The 19,606-nt window shown below is 55.1% G+C and carries 16 protein-coding genes and 2 pseudogenes; 14 read left to right on the forward strand and 4 right to left on the reverse strand.

Annotation, left to right across the window (positions count from 1 at the left end; all coding sequences use genetic code 11):
* From ACIQ2T_RS05000 to ACIQ2T_RS05020, 5 genes and pseudogenes are all read left to right on the forward strand, one after another.
* Positions 1-109 (forward strand): annotated as a pseudogene (locus ACIQ2T_RS05000) (IS5/IS1182 family transposase); the annotation flags it as partial.
* 52 nt (positions 110-161) lie between these two features.
* Complete coding sequence (locus tag ACIQ2T_RS05005; RefSeq protein ID WP_397589853.1) at positions 162-920, forward strand: alpha/beta fold hydrolase; 759 nt, start codon at positions 162-164, stop codon at positions 918-920.
* The gene (locus ACIQ2T_RS05010) at positions 917-1,480 is read left to right on the forward strand and encodes a GNAT family N-acetyltransferase (protein WP_397589854.1); all 564 of its coding nucleotides are present in this window, start codon (positions 917-919) and stop codon (positions 1,478-1,480) included. Before ACIQ2T_RS05005 ends, ACIQ2T_RS05010 begins: the two co-directional genes overlap by 4 nt.
* Before the next feature lie 6 nt (positions 1,481-1,486).
* The gene (locus ACIQ2T_RS05015) at positions 1,487-2,017 is read left to right on the forward strand and encodes a hypothetical protein (protein WP_397589855.1); all 531 of its coding nucleotides are present in this window, start codon (positions 1,487-1,489) and stop codon (positions 2,015-2,017) included.
* A gap of 54 nt (positions 2,018-2,071) precedes the next feature.
* Positions 2,072-3,946, forward strand: coding sequence for a M2 family metallopeptidase (locus ACIQ2T_RS05020; protein WP_397589856.1), 1,875 nt, complete (start codon positions 2,072-2,074; stop codon positions 3,944-3,946).
* 50 nt (positions 3,947-3,996) lie between these two features.
* Here ACIQ2T_RS05020 and ACIQ2T_RS05025 read toward each other — a convergent pair whose 3' ends face one another.
* From ACIQ2T_RS05025 to ACIQ2T_RS05035, 3 genes are all read right to left on the reverse strand, one after another.
* On the reverse strand, positions 3,997-4,467 hold the full coding sequence (locus ACIQ2T_RS05025) for a hypothetical protein (RefSeq protein WP_397589857.1): 471 nt from the start codon (positions 4,465-4,467) through the stop codon (positions 3,997-3,999).
* Positions 4,468-4,532: 65 nt separating this feature from the next.
* Positions 4,533-5,978 (reverse strand): AMP nucleosidase, encoded by a 1,446-nt coding sequence (locus tag ACIQ2T_RS05030; protein WP_397589858.1) that lies wholly within the window; start codon positions 5,976-5,978, stop codon positions 4,533-4,535.
* A gap of 93 nt (positions 5,979-6,071) precedes the next feature.
* Positions 6,072-6,551, reverse strand: coding sequence for a peroxiredoxin (locus ACIQ2T_RS05035; protein ID WP_397589859.1), 480 nt, complete (start codon positions 6,549-6,551; stop codon positions 6,072-6,074).
* 239 nt (positions 6,552-6,790) lie between these two features.
* Between ACIQ2T_RS05035 and ahcY the strand changes: the two genes are divergently transcribed.
* The 7 genes from ahcY to trxA all read left to right on the forward strand — a co-directional run bounded on the left by ahcY (position 6,791) and on the right by trxA (position 17,464).
* Positions 6,791-8,185: an adenosylhomocysteinase gene (ahcY, locus tag ACIQ2T_RS05040; protein ID WP_397589860.1), complete on the forward strand. Its 1,395-nt coding sequence runs from the start codon at positions 6,791-6,793 to the stop codon at positions 8,183-8,185.
* Between the two features lie 196 nt (positions 8,186-8,381).
* Positions 8,382-8,969, forward strand: coding sequence for a tRNA (adenosine(37)-N6)-threonylcarbamoyltransferase complex ATPase subunit type 1 TsaE (tsaE, locus tag ACIQ2T_RS05045; RefSeq protein ID WP_397589861.1), 588 nt, complete (start codon positions 8,382-8,384; stop codon positions 8,967-8,969).
* Position 8,970: 1 nt separating this feature from the next.
* Entirely contained in the window at positions 8,971-9,948 is a 978-nt protein-coding gene (locus ACIQ2T_RS05050) for an aminoglycoside phosphotransferase family protein (RefSeq protein ID WP_397589868.1), read from the forward strand.
* A complete protein-coding gene (locus ACIQ2T_RS05055; RefSeq protein WP_397589862.1) occupies positions 9,941-10,669 on the forward strand; it encodes a nucleotidyltransferase family protein in 729 nt (242 codons plus the stop codon). The genes ACIQ2T_RS05050 and ACIQ2T_RS05055 overlap by 8 nt, the downstream gene beginning before the upstream one ends.
* Entirely contained in the window at positions 10,602-13,631 is a 3,030-nt protein-coding gene (addB, locus tag ACIQ2T_RS05060) for a double-strand break repair protein AddB (RefSeq protein WP_397589863.1), read from the forward strand. Before ACIQ2T_RS05055 ends, addB begins: the two co-directional genes overlap by 68 nt.
* Complete coding sequence (gene addA, locus ACIQ2T_RS05065; protein ID WP_397589864.1) at positions 13,628-17,062, forward strand: double-strand break repair helicase AddA; 3,435 nt, start codon at positions 13,628-13,630, stop codon at positions 17,060-17,062. Before addB ends, addA begins: the two co-directional genes overlap by 4 nt.
* A gap of 81 nt (positions 17,063-17,143) precedes the next feature.
* Positions 17,144-17,464 (forward strand): thioredoxin, encoded by a 321-nt coding sequence (gene trxA / locus ACIQ2T_RS05070; protein ID WP_397589865.1) that lies wholly within the window; start codon positions 17,144-17,146, stop codon positions 17,462-17,464.
* Positions 17,465-17,473: 9 nt separating this feature from the next.
* On the opposite strand, the gene argJ is transcribed toward trxA, so the two are convergent.
* Positions 17,474-18,658 carry a bifunctional glutamate N-acetyltransferase/amino-acid acetyltransferase ArgJ gene (gene argJ / locus ACIQ2T_RS05075; RefSeq protein WP_397589866.1) on the reverse strand — a complete coding sequence of 395 codons (1,185 nt, stop codon included), beginning with the start codon at positions 18,656-18,658 and terminating at the stop codon, positions 17,474-17,476.
* A 214-nt stretch (positions 18,659-18,872) separates the two neighbouring features.
* On the opposite strand from argJ, the gene ACIQ2T_RS05080 reads away from it, so the two are divergent.
* Both ACIQ2T_RS05080 and ACIQ2T_RS05085 read left to right on the forward strand, forming a co-directional pair.
* On the forward strand, positions 18,873-19,145 hold the full coding sequence (locus ACIQ2T_RS05080) for a hypothetical protein (protein WP_397589867.1): 273 nt from the start codon (positions 18,873-18,875) through the stop codon (positions 19,143-19,145).
* A gap of 87 nt (positions 19,146-19,232) precedes the next feature.
* Positions 19,233-19,606, forward strand: a pseudogene (locus ACIQ2T_RS05085) (preprotein translocase subunit SecA); the annotation flags it as partial.

Genomic DNA, 19,606 nt, shown 5'->3' on the forward strand with positions numbered 1-19,606 from the left:
TGGGAAACTCAAAGACTGGCGACGCATCCACACCCGTTATGACCGATGCGCCCACACCTTCTTGTCTGCCATCGCAATCGCAGCTACAGTCATCTTTTGGCTTAGTTAATGAGTCCTGACCCTAGGAACACATTATGTCGGAACGAACAAAGAAGTAGCTGATGATTACATGCGACAGTTTCCTGGCCGCCGACGGCGTCAAAATTGCCTGGCGTGAAATCGGGCAAGGACGCCCCTTGCTGCTTATCCATGGGTTCATGTCCGACGCGGACACCAACTGGATTAGATATGGTCATGCTGCTGCGCTGGCGAACGCTGGATACCGCGTAATCATGCCTGACCTACGCGCACACGGCCTAAGTGGAAAGCCTCACGATCCGGCGCATTATCCAAGAGATGTTTTGGCCGATGATCAGTTCGCCTTGTTGGCACATTTGGGTGTTGAGGATTACGACTTGGGCGGATACTCGCTTGGCGGGCGCACTGTTTCGCGGATGCTAACGCGCGGCGCCGCACCGCGCAGGGCGGTTATTTCTGGCATGGGTTTGGAGGGACTAACGAACACAGCCCATCGCGGCGTTTATTTTCGCCACGTCTTCGATAATCTGGGACATCATGAAAAGGGTTCGGCCGCCTGGATGGCGGAGGCGTTCTTGAAAACTACAGGTGGTGACCCAGAAGCATTGCGGCATATTTTGGAAACATTCACTGACACAAGCGCGGCGCAGATTGCCCAATGGACATTACCCGTCGCCTTGGTGTGTGGAGAGCAGGATAATGATAATGGCTCGGTTGCCGACCTCGCAGCGCTTCTGCGCCGTGGAAAGTTGGTCCTAGTTCCGGGCAATCATATGAGCGCAGTCATAAAGCCTGAGCTTGGGCAAGCTTTTGTCGAGGCCTTGACAGGTGAGATCTTTTGACGTTTCCGCTGTTTGACATTCAGCCTGTCTTGACGGGCAAGCGCGTTTTACTGCGGCCTTTGGTAGTAGCCGACTATGATGAGCTGTTTGCCGTGGCGTCAGACCCTGAAATATGGGCGATGCATCCCTTTCGGGATCGTTATAAAAGAGAGGTGTTCGACGTTTTTTTCGGCGACGCCATCGCATCGCGGGGCGCGTTTGCAATATTAGACACAGCAACAGGCGAAATCATTGGTGGCACGCGCTTTGCCAATTACGCCGCCATCGCCGATGAAATCGAAATTGGCTGGACCTTCTTCGCAACGGCATATTGGCGCACCGGTGTTAACCGCGAGGTGAAGGCGCTGATGCTCGATTATATCTTCCAGTTTGTTCGGACCGTGGTCTTTCAGGTCGGCGCGAACAATTTCCGGTCCCGCACCGCGGTTGAACGTTTGGGCGGGAAGTTGGTTCTGGAACATAAGCGTGATCATGGTGGGCAGCTGCATGACTACACAACCTATCATCTGACGCGCGAGGATGCCCTGTCAGGGGCATTGTCCGGGTCTTTGGGTGTTTAGTTAGCAATGCGCGACGAATCTGCTCTAGAAAGGCGTTTCTGGACGTTCTGGTTGTTCGGCATTTTGTTGTTAGCCGCTCAAATCGTCATGAACGTTTGGCTGGTTACCGACGCCTCGCCCTTGGGTATGAGCGACCATCAGGCAGCGGGCAGTGCGGCGCGGGTGGATATCATCCATGCCGGCTGGGCTGCGTCCGGTGTGATGGATCTGGCAATCTATAGTATGGAGTTGGACCTCATGTTTATCGTCGTTTACGCGTGGGGCGCGTTTGCCGGTGGGCGGATGTTTGCAGCGTCATCGCCCGCAATGCTGGCGCGTCTCGGCAAAGTAGTCATGTTTGCCGCCATTGGTTTTGCAATTTCCGATTTTGCCGAAACCATAAGCCAGCTGGTTCAAGCTGCATTCACCGGTGGGGTTGATCTGCTGGCGAACATTGCAGCAAAGATGCGGCCAATAAAAATGATTTTATTTTTGGTAACGTTTTTTGGCTTGCTGGTCGCGCTCGGTATTCGACGAAAGGCGCGTCACGTCGCTTGACGAGGCAGGCCGAAAGTTTCACCAGCGAGGTATATTGTTTGTCAGGAACCTAATATGAAAATTCTTGTATCTATTGCTGCTTTGGCATGCGCCTCGCTATCTGTACCAACTGCCGCCATGGCCCAGGACGCTGCCACTGCGGCCGCAGCGCCGACGGTTTCTGACGCCGATGCGTTTGTTGCTCGCGCCGAAAAGGACTTATTTGATTTCTCCGTCGAAGGTGGCCGTGTCGCGTGGATTAACGCCACCTATTTGACGGATGACACCGATGCCATTGCCGCGCGCTACGGTGAAATCGGCACGGAAAAAGCCGTTGGCTATGCGCTTGAGGCTGCCAAATATCAGGCGCTGCCAGGGCTATCCTATGACACAAAGCGCAAGCTGGACATTCTGCGTGGTGGCATTGTTTTGCCGGCACCAACAACGCCCGGGGCAGCAGCGGAACTTGCGACCATCTCGACCAAATTGCAGTCTTCTTATGGCAAGGGACGCGGCACGTTGCTTGGCAAGGAAATCAACGGTTCGGATATCGAGGCGGAGATGGGATCTAACCGCAACCCCGATGAACTGAAAGAAATGTGGGTCAGCTGGCACGACAATGTCGGTGCGCCCATCGGGCCAGATTATGCCCGGATGGTAGAAATCGCGAATAAGGGCGCGACCGAACTTGGCTATGCCGATGTCGGCGCGATGTGGCGGTCGGGATATGACATGCCCGCAGATGACTTTGCCAATTTGACCGATAAATTGTGGCTTGAGGTAAAGCCGCTGTACGACGAGTTGCATACCTATGTCCGCACGCAGTTAAACAAGAAATATGGCGATGCGGTCCAGTCCAAAACAGGGCCGATCCGCGCCGATTTGCTTGGCAATATGTGGGCGCAGGAATGGGGCAATATCTATGATGTTGTTGCTCCGCCGGGTGCCGGCGACATCGGGTATGACATTGGTGCGCTTTTGGTAACGAAGGGGTATAAGCAAACCGAAGTTGCAGATTTCACTGCAAGCCGCGGCAAGGCAGAAAAAGATATGGTGAAGGTCGGCGAGGGCTTCTTCTCGTCGCTCGGCTTTGCGCCATTGCCCAAAACTTTTTGGGACCGTGCGCAATTTATCAAGCCAACGGACCGCGAAGTGGTCTGCCACGCATCGGCTTGGGACATTGATAACGTTGAGGATTTGCGGATCAAGATGTGCATAAAGGTGAACACTGATGATTTTGTCACGATCCATCATGAGCTTGGTCACAATTATTATCAGCGCGCCTACAATAAACAGCCCTATCTATACCTAAACGGGGCGAATGATGGTTTCCATGAGGCGATTGGTGACGCCATCGCATTGTCGATTACGCCAAATTATCTTGTTCAGATCGGACTACTTGACCCTGCGAAGGTTCCGGGTGCTGATAAGGACAATGGTCTTTTGCTGCGTCAAGCCATGGACAAGGTCGCGTTCCTGCCATTTGGCTTGCTGATCGACAAATGGCGTTGGGGCGTTTTCAACGGATCGATAACCCCAGCAAATTATAACAAGGGCTGGACCGACTTGCGATTACAATATCAGGGTATTGTACCTCCAGTTGAGCGTGCAGCTGACCGTTTTGATGCCGGAGCCAAATATCACATTCCCGGCAACACACCCTACACCCGTTACTTCCTTGCACGCATATTGCAGTTCCAGTTTTACAAGGCGGCGTGCGATATTTCTGGGTGGAAAGGGCCGCTTCACCGCTGCTCGTTCTACGGCAACAAGGACTTGGGGACTCGGCTGAATGCAATGCTTGAAATGGGTGCATCCAAACCCTGGCCAGATGCATTGCAGGCGTTCACCGGAACACGTGAAATGTCGGGTAAGCCGATGCTAGAATATTTTGCGCCTTTGATGAAATGGCTCAAGGCTCAAAATAAGGGCGCGAAAAAGGGCTGGTAGCTAACACGGCCCCGCCTGTATTGGGCGCGGGGCCGTGTATATCCGCGAAGTTAGGCGGTTGTTTTAGGCGCTGGCTTGGCGGGCGTAGCTTTTTTTACAGCTAGTTTTGCGCGCGTTGCAGGCTTTGCTGGTGTGGCAGGTGCAGCAGCAGGTTTCGCAGACGACTGTGTTGCAGGCTTCTTTGCTGGAGGCTTTTTCGCAGCTGACTTTTTAGCTGCCGGTTTCTTCGCTGCCGGTTTTGCGCTGCTGGCGGCTTTGCGGTCATAAACTTTTTTGCCGGCCACAGCGGCAGCCGCAGTTGCGATGACTGCGCCCGCAACGGCAGCGGTTTTGCCGGGATTTTCCTTTATCGCTGCGCCAGCGCTAGCAGCAGCATTTGATGCAGATTCCACCGCTGATTTGGCGGTGGTGGACGCGGAATCAACCGCTGAACGCGCACCCCCGGTAAGGCCATTTGCGATGCTCCGCAGTTTGTTCCAAACCTTGTCGAATGTTCCGGTTTCTGTGGGCTTTTTCTGCATGGGAGGTCCTCCTTGGTTGTAATCACTCACAATAATCGTTTGGCGTGGGTTTCGTTCCTACGTGCTTATCTAAAAGGCGGCTCGTTAAATGCGCGCAACTTGCGGCTGTGTAGGCTATTTCCAGCCTCGCGTAGCAACTCGCAGGTTTGAATGCCGATTTGTAAATGCGCGGCAATTGCCTCTTCGTAAAAGCGGTTTGCTTGTCCTGGCAGCTTAATTTCGCCGTGCAATGGTTTGTCCGAAACACATAACAATGTGCCATAAGGCACCCGGAAACGATAGCCTTGCGCTGCAATGGTCGCTGACTCCATGTCGATAGCAATGGCACGGCTTTGTGAGAAGCGCAGCGCGGAGGCGGAATAACGCAACTCCCAGTTCCGGTCGTCGGTGGTGACAACGGTCCCGGTTCGCATGCGCCGTTTTAGGTCTGCTCCGCTGGTGCCCGAAACATATTCTGCAGCGCTCGCCAATGCTTGCTGCACTTCGGCGATGGGCGGGATGGGAATTTCAGGTGGCAGAACATCGTCCAATATATGGTCGTCGCGCAAATAGGCATGCGCAAGAACATAATCGCCAATGCGCTGCGTCTCACGAAGCCCGCCGCAATGGCCAATCATCAACCAAGCTTCGGGCCGAAGGACGGCCAAATGGTCGCAAATGGTTTTGGCATTGGACGGGCCAACGCCAATGTTGACCAAGGTGATCCCCGAACGATCCGGTGCGATGAGATGGTATGCAGGCATCTGGTGCCTCCGCCAAGTGCTGTCGGCGACAAGCTGCCCGGCATTGTCCGTTGGCGTGTCGACATATAGCCCGCCGGCACCCGACAAAGCGGTATAGCGGCCGTTGCCGACTTGCTTGCAGGCCCAACTGACGAATTCGTCGACATAACGGTGATAGTTGGTGAACAAGATGTAGTGCTGAACATGTTCGGCAGGCGCACCTGTGTAATGGCGAAGTCGGGCGAGCGAAAAGTCCGTACGTAATCCGTCGAAGAGCGCGAGCGGGGAACTGCTATTGCCCCTTACCCGCAGAAGGCCATCGGCGATCTCGTCGCCAATGTCTGCTAGCTCTGTTGTCGGGAAATAACGCGCCAATTCATTCGGGCTAATGGTGCCAAGCTCAAGGTCGGCTGACCCATCCATCACATAAGGGAAGGGGATTTCTTGGCTACTGCGGCCGACGGATATGTCGAGTTCATATTGGTCGACCAACAAATCAAGCTGCTCACCAATATACTCGGCGAAAAGGTCCGGTTTAGTGAAGGTTGTGCGGAACGTGCCGACCTTCTCCAGTTTACCAAATGCAAGGTTGGATTTGCTTGCGCGCGTTTTGCCAGCGTAAGTGATCACGAGTTCCGGGTAACAAAAATCATTATTCGCGCGCTGGTCTGCCGACGGAGCGGTTTTGTCCTTCAAATAAACTGCGAGCGCCGTCTGGAGCCGTTTTACCGAAGACTCATATTCGATAACTAGTTGATTAATGATGTTTTGTGTTTGTTGGCTGGGCATAGCCAAGCTTCACCGAATTTTACGATTTTGGCAACAAAAAAGGGAGGGTTGCCCCTCCCGTTCATGTACCAACGCGGTAGGTTCAATCTGCTATCAGAGTTGGCCGAGCATATATTCTGCCGAGCTGACGTTAAAATCGCCTGGCGCTTCGACATTGACGTGTTCAACTACGCCATCGTTCACGACGAGCGAGAAACGCTGGCCGCGTTTGCCCATGCCATATGCGCTTCCGTCCATTTCCAGCCCAAGCGCCGCAGCAAAGTCGCCGTTGCCATCTGCAAGCATAGTGATCGCGTCCGACCCGCCCGACTTGTTCCATGCACCCAACACAAAGGCGTCATTCACCGCGGTGCAGGCGATTTCATCGATTCCCTTTGCTGCAAGTTCATCAGATTTCTCAACGAAGCCGGGAAGATGGCGCGCTGAACATGTCGGTGTGAAGGCGCCGGGGACGGAGAACAACGCGATGCGACGCCCTGCGAAATATTCGGCTGATTGAATGGGCTGCGGACCTTCGGCGGTTGCCTTCACCAACTTAACGTCCGGGATTTTGTCGCCAACAGAAATGCTCATGTGTTCTTTCCTTTAAGATGAGGTATGGATTCGTCATCCGAGACCCGCTTTGCCAAGTCAAGTAGGCGTCGCTGGATGCCACAATTTTTAAGACCAATGATAACTTTGAAGCTCCCCAGTCATATGGCGCTGGCCATGCCACTCATATACCAAATCATATAAAGCAATCTTTATATTTGATTTTGGTGTAATCCACGGTTATGGGCAGGGCAGTCTAAAACCTCCCGGAGAATAAGCCTGTGGCTTTCAACGATTATGTCATTGCCGATATCGGCGAGGCCGATTTTGGCCGTAAAGAAATCAATATTGCAGAAACCGAAATGCCGGGCCTTATGGCCTTGCGCGAGGAATTTGGTGCGTCACAGCCGCTAAAGGGGGCGCGGATCGTTGGTTCGCTGCACATGACAATTCAAACGGCTGTTCTCATCGAAACTTTGACGGCGCTTGGCGCTGACGTCCGCTGGGCAACGTGTAACATCTTCTCGACGCAAGACCATGCAGCGGCCGCCATAGCAGCGCGCGACATTCCTGTGTTTGCCATAAAGGGTGAAAGCCTTGCCGATTACTGGGATTATGTCGGTCGCATCTTTGATTGGGGTGACGACAGGACTGCGAATATCATCCTCGACGATGGTGGTGATGCCACCATGTTCGCCTTGTGGGGCGCAAAGCTTGAACGCGGCGAAACCTTTGGCGAGCCAGAGAATGAAGAAGAAGTTGAATTTCAGCGTGCGTTGAAGGCGTTTGTCTCCAAGAAGCCAGGCTATCTCTCTGAGACAGTGAAGAACCTCAAGGGCGTTTCGGAAGAGACCACAACGGGTGTCCATCGTTTGTACGAAATCGCGAAGAAGGGCGAGTTGCCTTTTCCTGCGATCAACGTCAATGACAGCGTTACCAAGTCAAAGTTCGACAATCTTTATGGCTGCAAGGAATCGCTCGTCGACGCTATTCGCCGCGCTACTGACGTCATGCTCGCTGGTAAGGTCGCTTGCGTTGCTGGCTTTGGCGACGTTGGCAAGGGTTCAGCCCAGTCGCTCCGTAATGGCGGCGCACGCGTCATGGTCACTGAAGTCGATCCGATCTGCGCATTGCAGGCCGCGATGGAAGGCTTTGAAGTGGTGACAATGGAAGAGGCAGTGCAGCGCGCGGATATTTTCTGCACCGCCACTGGCAACGCAGACGTCATAACCGCCGAGCATATGATGAATATGAAGCCAATGAGCATCGTGTGTAACATTGGTCATTTCGACAGCGAAATTCAAATCTCTGCTTTGTCCAACTACAAATGGGACGAGGTTAAGCCGGGAACCGATCTGGTTGAATTTCCGGACGGAAAGCAGATCATAGTCCTTGCCAAGGGACGTTTGGTGAACCTGGGTTGTGCGACCGGTCATCCAAGCTTTGTCATGTCGGCAAGCTTCACCAACCAAGTGCTGGCGCAAATTGAGCTTTGGACGAACGGTGAAAATTACAAAAACCAAGTTTACGTTTTGCCAAAGCATCTCGATGAGAAAGTTGCGACATTACACCTTGAAAAACTGGGCGTTAAGCTCACCAAACTGACCGACAAGCAGGCAGGATATATTGGGGTGTCAACCGAAGGCCCGTTCAAGCCAGACCATTATCGCTATTGATAACCCGAAGGGTTGTGACGTGAATAAGCCCGCTGCGGAAACGTCGCGGGCTTTTTTCGTTGCGTGGGCCAAGCATTTGGGCATTAGCATATTGGCGGCAACATAGAGGGCGCATGACCATGACAGGCACTGGCCTGCCAATTGCACTGATAGGGATTCTGATGGCGCTTTGGCTTGTCGGAGCGACTGTCGCCCTTTGGATTGGGCTATCCATGCGCAGCAAGTCGAACAAGATGCTGCGCCAGACAACGTGTCTAGCCCGCCTGTTGAAAACTGCGCCCGCACGGCGGTACTTTCCACCTGCATTCCGAGGCAGGGAAGGGAACCACAATTATTGTGGCATTACCCAAAAATGATCATCGCTACCGACGCAGACATGCGCGCATTTGGTCAAAAGCTTGCGCAGGAGTTACAACGATCAGATTGGGTGGCGATCAACGGCCCACTTGGGGCCGGAAAAACCGTATTGTGCGCTGGCATCCTTGCGGGTCTGGGGTTTGAAGGTGAAGTTGCTAGCCCGTCTTATGCGATAGTTCATAGCTATGAGTCACCAGAGGTTTCTATTGCCGTCGCCCATGTCGATTTGTATCGATTGGAAAACGCCGACGAACTGGACGAACTGGGGCTGGCGGATGAACGCACTGATCGTATTACATTGGTCGAATGGGCCGAACGCTTCGGACCTGCTTATGTGGTGCCAAGCCACACCATCGACATATGGCCGCAAGCGGATGGGACCCGAATTTTGACTTTGAAAATGGATAAAAATGACACCCGTAATTGATATGATTCCGCCCGCTGGCTTGAACGATTTTCTGGAATCGTATGGATGGGCCGCTGCGCAAGTGTCTCCTGTTGCTGGTGACGCGTCCTTCCGTCGCTATTTCCGCATTGCCAGTACGGCGCGCGGTAAAGCGATTTTGATGGATGCACCGCCACCGCACGAAGACCCGCGTCCCTTCATCCATATTGCGCAATATCTTAACGGGTATCAGTTCCGCGCGCCTGAAATCTTCGCAACCGACCTGACGCATGGTTTTGTGTTATTGGAGGATTTTGGTGACCGCCGGATGCGTGAGCATTTGGACGCACATCCGGAAGATGAGGTTGCGGTATACCGCGCCGCGATCGACGCTATTGTGCGGCTCTCGGCAACGCCTCCTGTACAGACACAGCCCTATGACATGGCGACTTATATGCACGAAGTGCAGCTACTGTCTGAGTGGTACATGCCCGCAATGGGCCTTGATTTTGATAGTGGTGAATTTGACCGGATGTGGGCGCAAGCCTTGGCGCCGCTGTCCGATTATCAGAAAGTGACCGTTCTGCGGGACTATCACGCCGAAAATATCATGCTGCTCGATGATGGGCAGCAAGGCATGATCGATTTTCAGGATGCTTTGGTTGGCCATCCGGCTTATGATTTGGTGTCCTTGCTGCAAGACGCGCGGCGTGACGTGTCGCCAGCGCTTGAGGCAGAAATGCGCGCATATTATCACGAAACGGCCCAGCCGGACGCTGACTTTGATGCGCATTATGCGTTATTGGGTGCGCAACGGAATACCAAGATCATCGGCATCTTCACGCGTCTGTGGAAACGCGATGGCAAGGAACGGTATCTGTCCTTCCTACCGCGCATGTGGGGCTTGCTCGAGCGTGACTTGGCCCATCCAGACCTTGCGCCAGTGAAACACTGGTTCGACACACATATTCCAGTTGAAATGCGCAACGCGATGCCCACGGAATTGCATATCGATGGGTAAGCATGTCGATACAGCGATGATCATGGCGGCCGGCAAGGGCACGCGGATGATGCCGCTGACTGCCGACCGTCCCAAGCCATTGATAGAGGTGGGCGGGATTGCCTTGCTCGATCATGTACTTGACCATCTACGCGATGCGGGCATCGGCAAGATTGTCGTCAATGTGCATTATCTCGCGGAGCAGGTGGAGCAGCATCTTACGGCGTCTGCATCCGATCTCAACGTGCGTATATCGGACGAGCGGGATTTGCTGCGCGATACAGGCGGCGGCTTGGTTCGCGCGCTGCCTATCATTTCGGATGACCCGTTCCTGTGCGTCAACGCCGACAATTGGTGGACCAATGCAGGCGAGAATGCGATTTCGCGGCTGATGGCGGCATGGGATGATGACCACATGGATGTCCTCATGCTCCTCACCCCGCTGGAGGTCGCGTACAATAGCCAAGGTGTTGGTGACTTCAACATGGACGAAAATGGGCAGTTGTCGCGTCGTCAAGGCGATTTGCCAGCGAACTATGTGTGGACAGGCATTCAGATGCTTTCAAAGCGGCTGATCGTTGATCCACCAGCGGATGTGTTTTCAACAAATATTTTCTGGGACCGCGCGATAGCTGAGGGCCGTTGCATGGGCATAGTGCACGAAGGATTGTGGTTTGACGTCGGCTACCCAGCCGCAATTGCCGCTACAGAAGTACGGCTGGCGGAACATCGTGGCGGATAACATCTCCGCCCCGCGGGTTCATGTATTCAATGTCCCGTTGGGCAACGACCTGTGCGATGTAACTGCGCAGTGGGTATTGCAGTCGGCGGCCGCTGATCCGCTGGCGATCAGCAACAACATATTGCTGCTGCCCAACAACCGCGCGATCAAGTCGATGACCGAGGCGTTTGTTCGTCAGGCCGCACCGGGCATGCTGTTGCCGCGGATGGTTGCCGTGGGTGACATGCAATTGGACGAGGCCTTTGGGCCAATGCTTGACCCTATCGACACCGACATCGAGATTTGGCCAGCGATTGGTTCGTTTGATCGGCTGATGCTTTTGGCAAAGCTGGTCAATGATCATAAACCGCGTGATGGAACGCTCTCACCTGCAGAAGCATTGCGGTTAGCGCGCAAATTGGCGGACTTGATTGACGAACTTGAGGTTGATCTTGTCGATTTTACCCAGATACAGGACATCGCGATCGACGCAGACTTGGCGGGCCATTGGCAAAGCGCTTATGGTCAGCTTTTGCAGATTTTTCCGGCATATCATGCTGCGTTGTCCGCGCGCAAACTCATGGGGCCAGCCGAACGTCGGAACCATTTGCTTGCAGCGCTGGAACGGCGACTTGCGGAAAATGTGGTTGAAAGCCCGATAATAGCAGTTGGCATAACCACATCCGCCAAAGCCGTGGCGCGCGTGCTGCGCCGTGTGGCGCTGATGCCGAATGGGCACGTTATCTTGCCGGGTGTCGACCTCGCCTTGTCGGACGAACGCTGGGATGACCTTTCGCCCTCGACTGACGACGCGCAAGGCTTCGGCCGCCGCCGCAATGTTGAAGTGCATCCACAGTTTCATTTGAAACATTTGCTTGAACTGATGGGCATAGATCGCAGCGAGATTGATGTCCTGCCGACAGCCCAGTCTGAAGCGAAAGGCGCGGTGATTTCGGAGATATTTTGCCTGCCGGAACATAGTGTCCAATGGCAGGGCCTGCCTGCGTTACGCAAAAGCTTGCCGCATGCGAAGTGGTTAGAAGCAGAGGATAGCGCGCAAGAGGCAAAGGCGATTGCGGTGTGTATCCGAGGTGCGCTGGAGATTGCACAAAAGCGCACCGCCCTCATCACGCCCGATCGTGAATTGGCGGTCCGCGTTGCCGGGCAGTTGCGCAGATGGGGCATACAGATTGACGATAGTGCGGGCATACCTTTGCTGCAAACTCCGCCGGGCACGCTTGCGCTCGCATTGGTGGATGCGATTTCAAGCCGCTTCTCCGCATCGGCTGTATTGGCAATAGCCAAGCATCCATTGGCTTTTGCAGGCGCCGAACGGCTTGCGTGGTTGGACCATGTGCGGGAGCTTGATCTTGCATTGCGCGGCACCCCGAATGGCGTCGGCCTGTCGGCGATCACGACACGGTTGCAGGCTGCGCGAAAGCCTGATGAGCAGCTTATGATTTGGTGGTCCGAAGTTGCGACGCTCTTGGCACCACTGGAACGGACCGATAGCAAGCCGTTTAACGACGTCCTAGCAACGCTTCGCGATGTAGCGACAAGCTTGACCGATGGCGCCATTTGGCGCGGCGCGAGCGGCCGTGAATTGGCACGCATGTGGGAGGAGGTGACGCTTGGCGACCTTACCATCCTTGGCCGCGCGGAGGCCACAGGCCTAGTTGCGACATTTAAGGAGATTTTCTCCAATGCTGTCGTTCGCCCGCCTTATGGTGGGCACCCCCGCGTGGCGATATACGGATTGCTTGAAGCGCGTCTTCAACAAGCGGATTTGCTGATTTGTTCGGGGTTGAACGAGGGCACATGGCCACAAATTGCGCAGCCTGATCCTTGGTTGGCGCCCGCGATCCGGCGGCATTTGAAATTGCCTACGTTGGACCGGAACATCGGCCTGTCGGCGCACGATCTTGCCACTGCCTTGGGCGCGCAAGAGGTGCTGCTGACCCGCGCCCGGCGTGATCGTGGCGGGCCAACCGTTGCTTCGCGCTTTTTGCTGCGGATTAAGGCGCTTACGGCAGAAACGCTTGAGGCGGATGAGGCGCTTTTGTCATGGGCAAATGCGCTTGACCGGCCCGAGGAGCCCGTTCCTTTCGCTAAGCGGCCTTTGCCTATGCCAAATGCGGAACAACGTTTGGTCTCCTTGTCCGTTACCGATTTCGACCAGTTGAAGTCCGACCCATATTCCTTTTACGCTAAGCGCATGCTTGGTCTTCCTGTGCTGGAAAAGGTTGATGCAGAGCCAAGCTATGCGTGGCGCGGAAGCCTTGTGCACGACATATTGGAAAAATGGTTCACACAGGATGCTTGCGCGGTCGACATGCTCGCGAAGCGTGCGGACGACTTGTTGGCGCGGGAGGCTACGGACCCGCTGCTGCGCGCACTATGGCAGCCGCGTATCGCCGCTGGTTTACGGTGGGTAGCGGATGAAACGAAGCGGTTGATGACTGAAGAAGGCCGCGTGGTTGCGGTTGCCGAGCAGCCCGGCACGGTCAACATCAAAGGCATCGCGGTCAGGGGCCGTGTTGACCGTATTGACCGGACTGCAGGCGGCGACCTTGTTATTATCGACTATAAAACCGGCATACCGCCATCGACTAAGCAGATCAACGCGGGCTTCGCGCTACAATTGGGTCTCATCGGTTATATGGCAGAGGAGTTGGCCTTTAAAGGCGTATCGGGCGCGGCGAGCCATTTCGAATATTGGAGCTTGGCCAAAAACAAAGCCAAAGATTTTGGTTCTGTCGCGATACCCACAAGCACACGTCCTGCAGATAAAAAGCCCGAACGGGAAGAATTCATTGCTTTCGCGGTCGCGCAAGCGGAGGCCGCGATTAGCAATTGGATATTGGGGAATTCGCCCTTCACCGCCAAGCTGCATCCGGAATTTGCGCTTTATGGTGACTATGACCAACTGATGCGCATGCAGGAATGGAACGGCCGTCAGGCGATTGTCGAGGATGCGACATGAGCAATGCTGCCAAAACGCTCCACCCGCTCATCTCAGCACAAAGAAGCGCCGTCGTTCCGCACGACAATATCTGGCTGAACGCATCGGCAGGAACAGGAAAAACGCAGGTGCTGACCGCCCGCGTCATCCGGTTGCTGTTGGAAAATGATGTTGAGCCGGAAAATCTGTTGTGCATCACGTTCACAAAGGCCGGTGCCTCCGAAATGGCGGACCGGATCAATCAGTTGTTGGCATCATGGGTCCAATTGGACGACAAAATCCTGTTCCATGATCTTGAGGCTATTGGCGCAGAGGCTGGTCCAGAGGCCCGCAAAAAGGCGCGGCAATTGTTTGCAAAGGTACTGGACGCACCCGGCGGCGGTTTACAGATATTGACCATCCATAGCTTCTGCCAATCTCTGCTCGGCAGCTTTCCCGAAGAAGCGGGGTTGGTGCCCGGCTTCAAACCGGTCGAAGGCCGTGAGCAAAGGGAATTGCTCGATGTGGCACTCGCAAACTTGGTCCTAGACGCGGAGGGACGCGGCGATACCAAGATAATCGACAATTTGCAGGAACTCAGCCTGAATATGGGGGAGGAGGGGGCCCTGCGGTTCTTGCACCGGACGGCAGCAGCGCCCGATGTGATGGCCTCAATCCCCGATGATGCAGGCGCTATGGTCTGGGCGCGGCGTTTGGCGGATGTGAGCTTTATAGGCCCCGTAGAGGATATGTTGGAGGCAGCGTTTGCCGACGAACATATTCCGCGTGCAACGCTGCAAGCGGTTATCGACGCCAATCTTTTGTGGTGCAAAAATAAGGCTGACAGCGTGGGCGGTAAACGGGTGGCTGTTATCCAAGATTGGTTATCCCTGTTGCCCGCCGCGCGGGCCAAACAATACATGGATATTCACCGCTGTTGGTCGACTGCCAAGGGTGATCCTCAGGTTGCATCAAGAAATCGAACCCCGATGAATGATGCCTATGCCTTGCTGGCGGGTGAAATGTTCGAATGGACGAACCAGCTGATAGGCGAAGTCGCGCGGGCAGAATATGCCGACCGGCTCGCGAGGGCTTTGTTGGTGGGTAAGGAATTTTCTGCGCAATATGGCAAAGCCAAACAGGCCCTTGGCGCGGTCGATTTTGACGATATGATCCGCCGCACCGCAGCCTTGCTGAAGCATAGCCAAATGGCGGATTGGGTGCGGTTTAAGCTGGATCGGCAGATTGATCATATTCTTGTGGATGAAGCACAGGATACCAATGCGGCCCAATGGGACATAATAAGCGCGCTCAGTGACGATTTTTACAGCGGCATGGGCGTACACCCCGACAAGACCCGCACCCTGTTCTCCGTGGGGGATTTCAAGCAAGCCATCTACGGGTTCCAAGGCACCGCGCCCGAACGCTATGAAGCGGCAGGCAAATATTTCGCAGAGCGTATCGACGCATCGGGATCTGAGCTAAACCGGCTTACCCTTTCGCAGAGTTTTCGGTCGACCGCGCCAATCCTTGATTTCGTCAATGCCGTCATTGATGAGGCTGGCCCTGAAAGTTTCGGTGTCAGCGGGGACATCGCGGAGCATTATAGCGAAAAGCCGCAGATTGGCATAGTCGAGCTTTTTGAGCCCATTTGTGCAAAACCAAAGTTGCAGGATGACGGGGCTTCGGCGGACGAGGAAGAGGATTGGTTCAGCGACGAAAAACGTGCGCTGGCCGAAAAGCTGGCGGATCATGTCAAGGCGCTGATTGAGGCAAAACCCTGGCTGGTGAGTAAAGGCCGACTCCTTGAGCCCGGCGATATCATGTTCCTTTTGCGCAGCCGGGGCGAGATGGCATCGATGCTGGTCGCGCAATTGCATGAGCGCAAAGTGCCCGTCGCGGGTATCGACCGGTTGCGTTTGCTCCAGCCTTTGGTGGTGCAGGATCTGCTGGCGGCGATCAAATTTGTGCTGCAGCCCAATGATGATTTCAGTCTGGCCTGTATACTTGTGTCTCCCATCATTGGTTGGTCGCAGGAAACCCTGCTCCAATATGGCTATGTCGGCGACCGCAAGGGCAGCTTGTGGCAACATATTCGTGACCGGCCCGAGCTTACCGAGCAAATGACCCCACTGCGCGACATGCTCGCTATGGCCGATTTCACGACCGTCTATCATTTCCTTGAACAGATATTGTCCGGGCCAATCGGCGCGCGGCGCAAATTCACGGCGCGTTTGGGCAGCGAGGTGCTGGTCCCAATAGAGGAAATGTTGAACGCAGCGTTGCAGTTTGAACAGCAGCATGGTGGCGGCTTGCAGAAATTTATCGCCTGGTTCGACCGCGGCGACACGGAAATCAAACGCGAGGGTGACAGCGGCAGCAAAGAGGTCAGGATCATGACCGTCCATGGTGCCAAAGGCTTGCAGGCACCTGTCGTCATACTGGCGGATATAACGTCAGACCCGACCAAGAAGCCGGACCAATTGGTTGAGCTGTTGATGGATGAGGGGCATCGCACGCCATTACTGCCCATTCGCAAAGCCGAGCAGTCGGGACGGTTGCAGGGCATTATTGAGATGCAAAAGACCCGCGAGCTGCAGGAACATAAACGCTTGCTCTATGTCGCTATCACGCGCGCTGAAGAGCGCCTCATTATGGCCGGATCGCTTGGCATCAGCCGTAAGGGGGAACCGCCACCCGAAAGCTGGTGTGCGCTCCTGCAAAAAGGGATGGTCGCGCTTGGTTGCGATTGGGAAGATGACGCGCGCTGGGGCAGGGTGATGCGCCATGTCGGGCTACAAGGGGTTTCTTTGGCGGCGCCGGACAGCGGTGCCAACGCGACTGCGCGGGCTGAAACACCCTTGAGCACACCGCAGTGGCTCTTTGCGCAGGCGCCAGCGGAGCAACGGCCGCCGCGTCCCTTGGTCCCCTCGCAGCTAGACGATGACGATTATGGCGATGCGCCAGCGTCTTCCGCAATGCGCAAGGCGGCAACCCGTGGCAAATTGGTTCATGCGTTGCTGGAACGTATTACCGGCCCTGCATCGCTGCAAAAGGCCGAGCAATGGTTGAACGCGCAGACACCTGAACATGATATTGATCCGGCGCAGATCATCGCCGAGATACGCGCTATACTGAATGACGCCCAATTGGCTGCGTTTTTCGGTCCTTCTGCGCGTGCCGAAATTCCCCTAGTCGCCGTTGTGGGTGAGGCCGTCATCAACGGACGGATCGATAGGCTGATAGTCGAACCAGGGCTGGTGCGTGCCATCGACTTCAAGACGGGTCGTCAGGTACCAAGGGATGAAACCGGCGTTCCGGTCCCGCATTTGCGGCAAATGGCGCATTACCGCGCGGCGTTACAGGCAATTTTTCCAGGAGCGCGGGTGGAGGTGTCCCTGCTGTTCACGCATGCACCGCGTTTCATTACGCTTTCCGACGCTATTTTGGCACCTTATTACCCCGCCTCCTGACGGGTTAAGCAAAACTATTGAGGATGGTCCTTGTCAGCCCAAGGCGGCAAGAATACATGGGACCTAACAAAGGAGATTAACATGGCTACAAAATCCGTAGGTGATAATGATTTCGCCGCAACCGTGCTGGCATCCGGCAAGCCCGTATTGGTCGATTTTTGGGCCGAATGGTGCGGCCCATGCAAGATGATTGGCCCAAGCCTTGAAGAAATCAGCGAAGAGTTAGCCAGTCAGGTTGAGATCGTGAAGCTGAACATTGACGATCATCCCGACACGCCGGCCAAATATGGCGTGCGCGGCATTCCAACGATGATCCTGTTCAAGGGTGGCGAAATTGCTGACACCAAGGTCGGCGCAGCGCCCAAGGCGCAGTTGAAAAGCTGGCTCGAAGCTGCGCTTTAATCGCGCGCGCTAACTGCGATAATCGGCGTTGATGCTAATATAGCCATGGGTCAGGTCACATGTCCACACTGTGGCGTTTCCAGACCCGAGGCCGAGATCAACGCCGATTTCGATTTCCTTTTGCTGCAAATGACGCGCTACGGGCGCCTCGTCATAATCGGCAACGGCGAGTCCGTTGTGCGCGACTAAGGTCGAACCAAAGCTGATGGAGAGCGTGTCGCGGTTTGCTGGCTCGCCCGCTTTGCCGACGGCCATGACGACACGGCCCCAATTGGCATCTTCGCCCGCAATCGCAGTTTTTACCAAGGGCGAATTGGCAATTGCCAAGCCGATGCGCCGGGCGCTTTCGTCGCTGGCGGCGCCAGACACTTGGATTTCGATAAACTTCTGCGCGCCTTCGCCATCGCGAACTACCAAATGGGCCAATTGGCGGCAGACGTCACTCAACGCGGCAGCAAAAGCATCGGCTCCAACGTCATCGAACGAGGTCAACCGCGCATTGCCTGCCTTGCCGGTTGCGAAGGCGAGCACCGTGTCGCTGGTTGAGGTGTCGCTGTCGACGGTGATGCAGCTGAAACTAGATTGATTGGCCCCAGATAAGAGATGCTGCAGAAAAGCGGCGTCGATTGCTGCGTCGGTGAAGATATAGCCCAGCATGGTGGCCATGTCGGGTGCAATCATGCCCGAACCTTTAATAATACCCACAAACTGAATTTTGTGGCTATCGACTATAGCGCTGGCTGTGGCGCCTTTGGCAAAGGTGTCCGTGGTCCCAATAGCATGCGTCACGTCTTCCCAACTGCACGGTGCAGCATCGAACGCAGCGCGAAGCCCGGCCTGCGCTTTGTCGACGGGCAGGGGGACGCCAATCACGCCGGTTGAAGACACGAATATTTCCGGCTCTTCGCAGTTTAATTGTGCAGCGACCTGCGCAGTGATCGCATCGACGGCATCCTTGCCGCGCTGCCCCGTGAAGGCATTGCTGTTGCCTGCATTGACGACCAATGCCCGTGCGCGGCCATGCGGCAGATGCGCGCGGCACAGTTCGACCTCGGCCGAGCAACACAGATTCTGTGTAGTCACGCCGGCCACGGTCGTTCCTTCATCTAAAACGACATAGGTCAGGTCGCTACGGTCCCAATCCTTATACCCAGCGCGCGCAACGCGCGGCGTTGCGCCAGCGATATCAGGCATGATGGGAAAGGGAATTGATAATGGAGAAATTGTAGGCAAGTATCTGAAACCTTGTAATAATTATAAATATAAGGCGACGACGCGTGGATGTTGCATCTCGTTTATCTGTTGGCCGCTTTTGGCGCAACCGACAATGCACCCGAAACAGGTCGCTTCGGGATAGACGGATAGGCTTTGCCCTCCTATATGCATCAGGCACATAACTAGGCGTCATATGCGTTTACTGATCTATTTACTGGCAATGATGAGCGGATTTTCCGCTGCAGAGGCGGCGCGTCCGGTATCTTCTGCGTCAGCATCAGTGGATTCAGCAGTTGCGCAGGCTTATGTTGCTGCGGCTGCGCTTGAAGCTGTTGCCGCTTGCGAACCCGTGGTCCGTGAGACCGCGAAGGCACGGGCGTCACTTGCACCCGCCGTCGGTAAAGCTAACCTTGCTGCCGTAAAGTCAGATACGCCGGTTGACCGGCACGATATCATCTTAGGTTAGGCTTTTTGCGCCCTTTTGGGTGCGTTTAATAGCTACCTAATGCGCGCCAATCGTGCGCGTCTCCCACATATTTCAAAGGAATTATCTATGCTCGGCGGACTTGCCAAAGCCATTTTTGGGTCGTCGAACGACCGCTACGTTAAATCAATGATGAAGATCGTTGACCAGATCAACGCGCTTGAGGCCGAAATATCGGCCATGGATGATGACCGGTTGAAGGGCCAAACGCAGATATTCCGCGACAGGCTCGCCGCTGGCGAAACGCTTGATGACATCCTGCCTGAGGCCTTCGCTACAGTGCGGGAAGCATCAAAGCGCGTTATGGGCATGCGCCATTTTGACGTGCAGATGGTTGGCGGTATTGTTTTGCATCGCGGCGAGATTGCCGAAATGCGCACGGGGGAAGGTAAGACCCTGACCGAAACATTGGCCTGCTACCTGAACGCCATTGAGGGCAAGGG

This window comes from Sphingorhabdus sp., from assembly GCF_044357595.1.
Lineage (GTDB): Bacteria > Pseudomonadota > Alphaproteobacteria > Sphingomonadales > Sphingomonadaceae > Sphingorhabdus_B.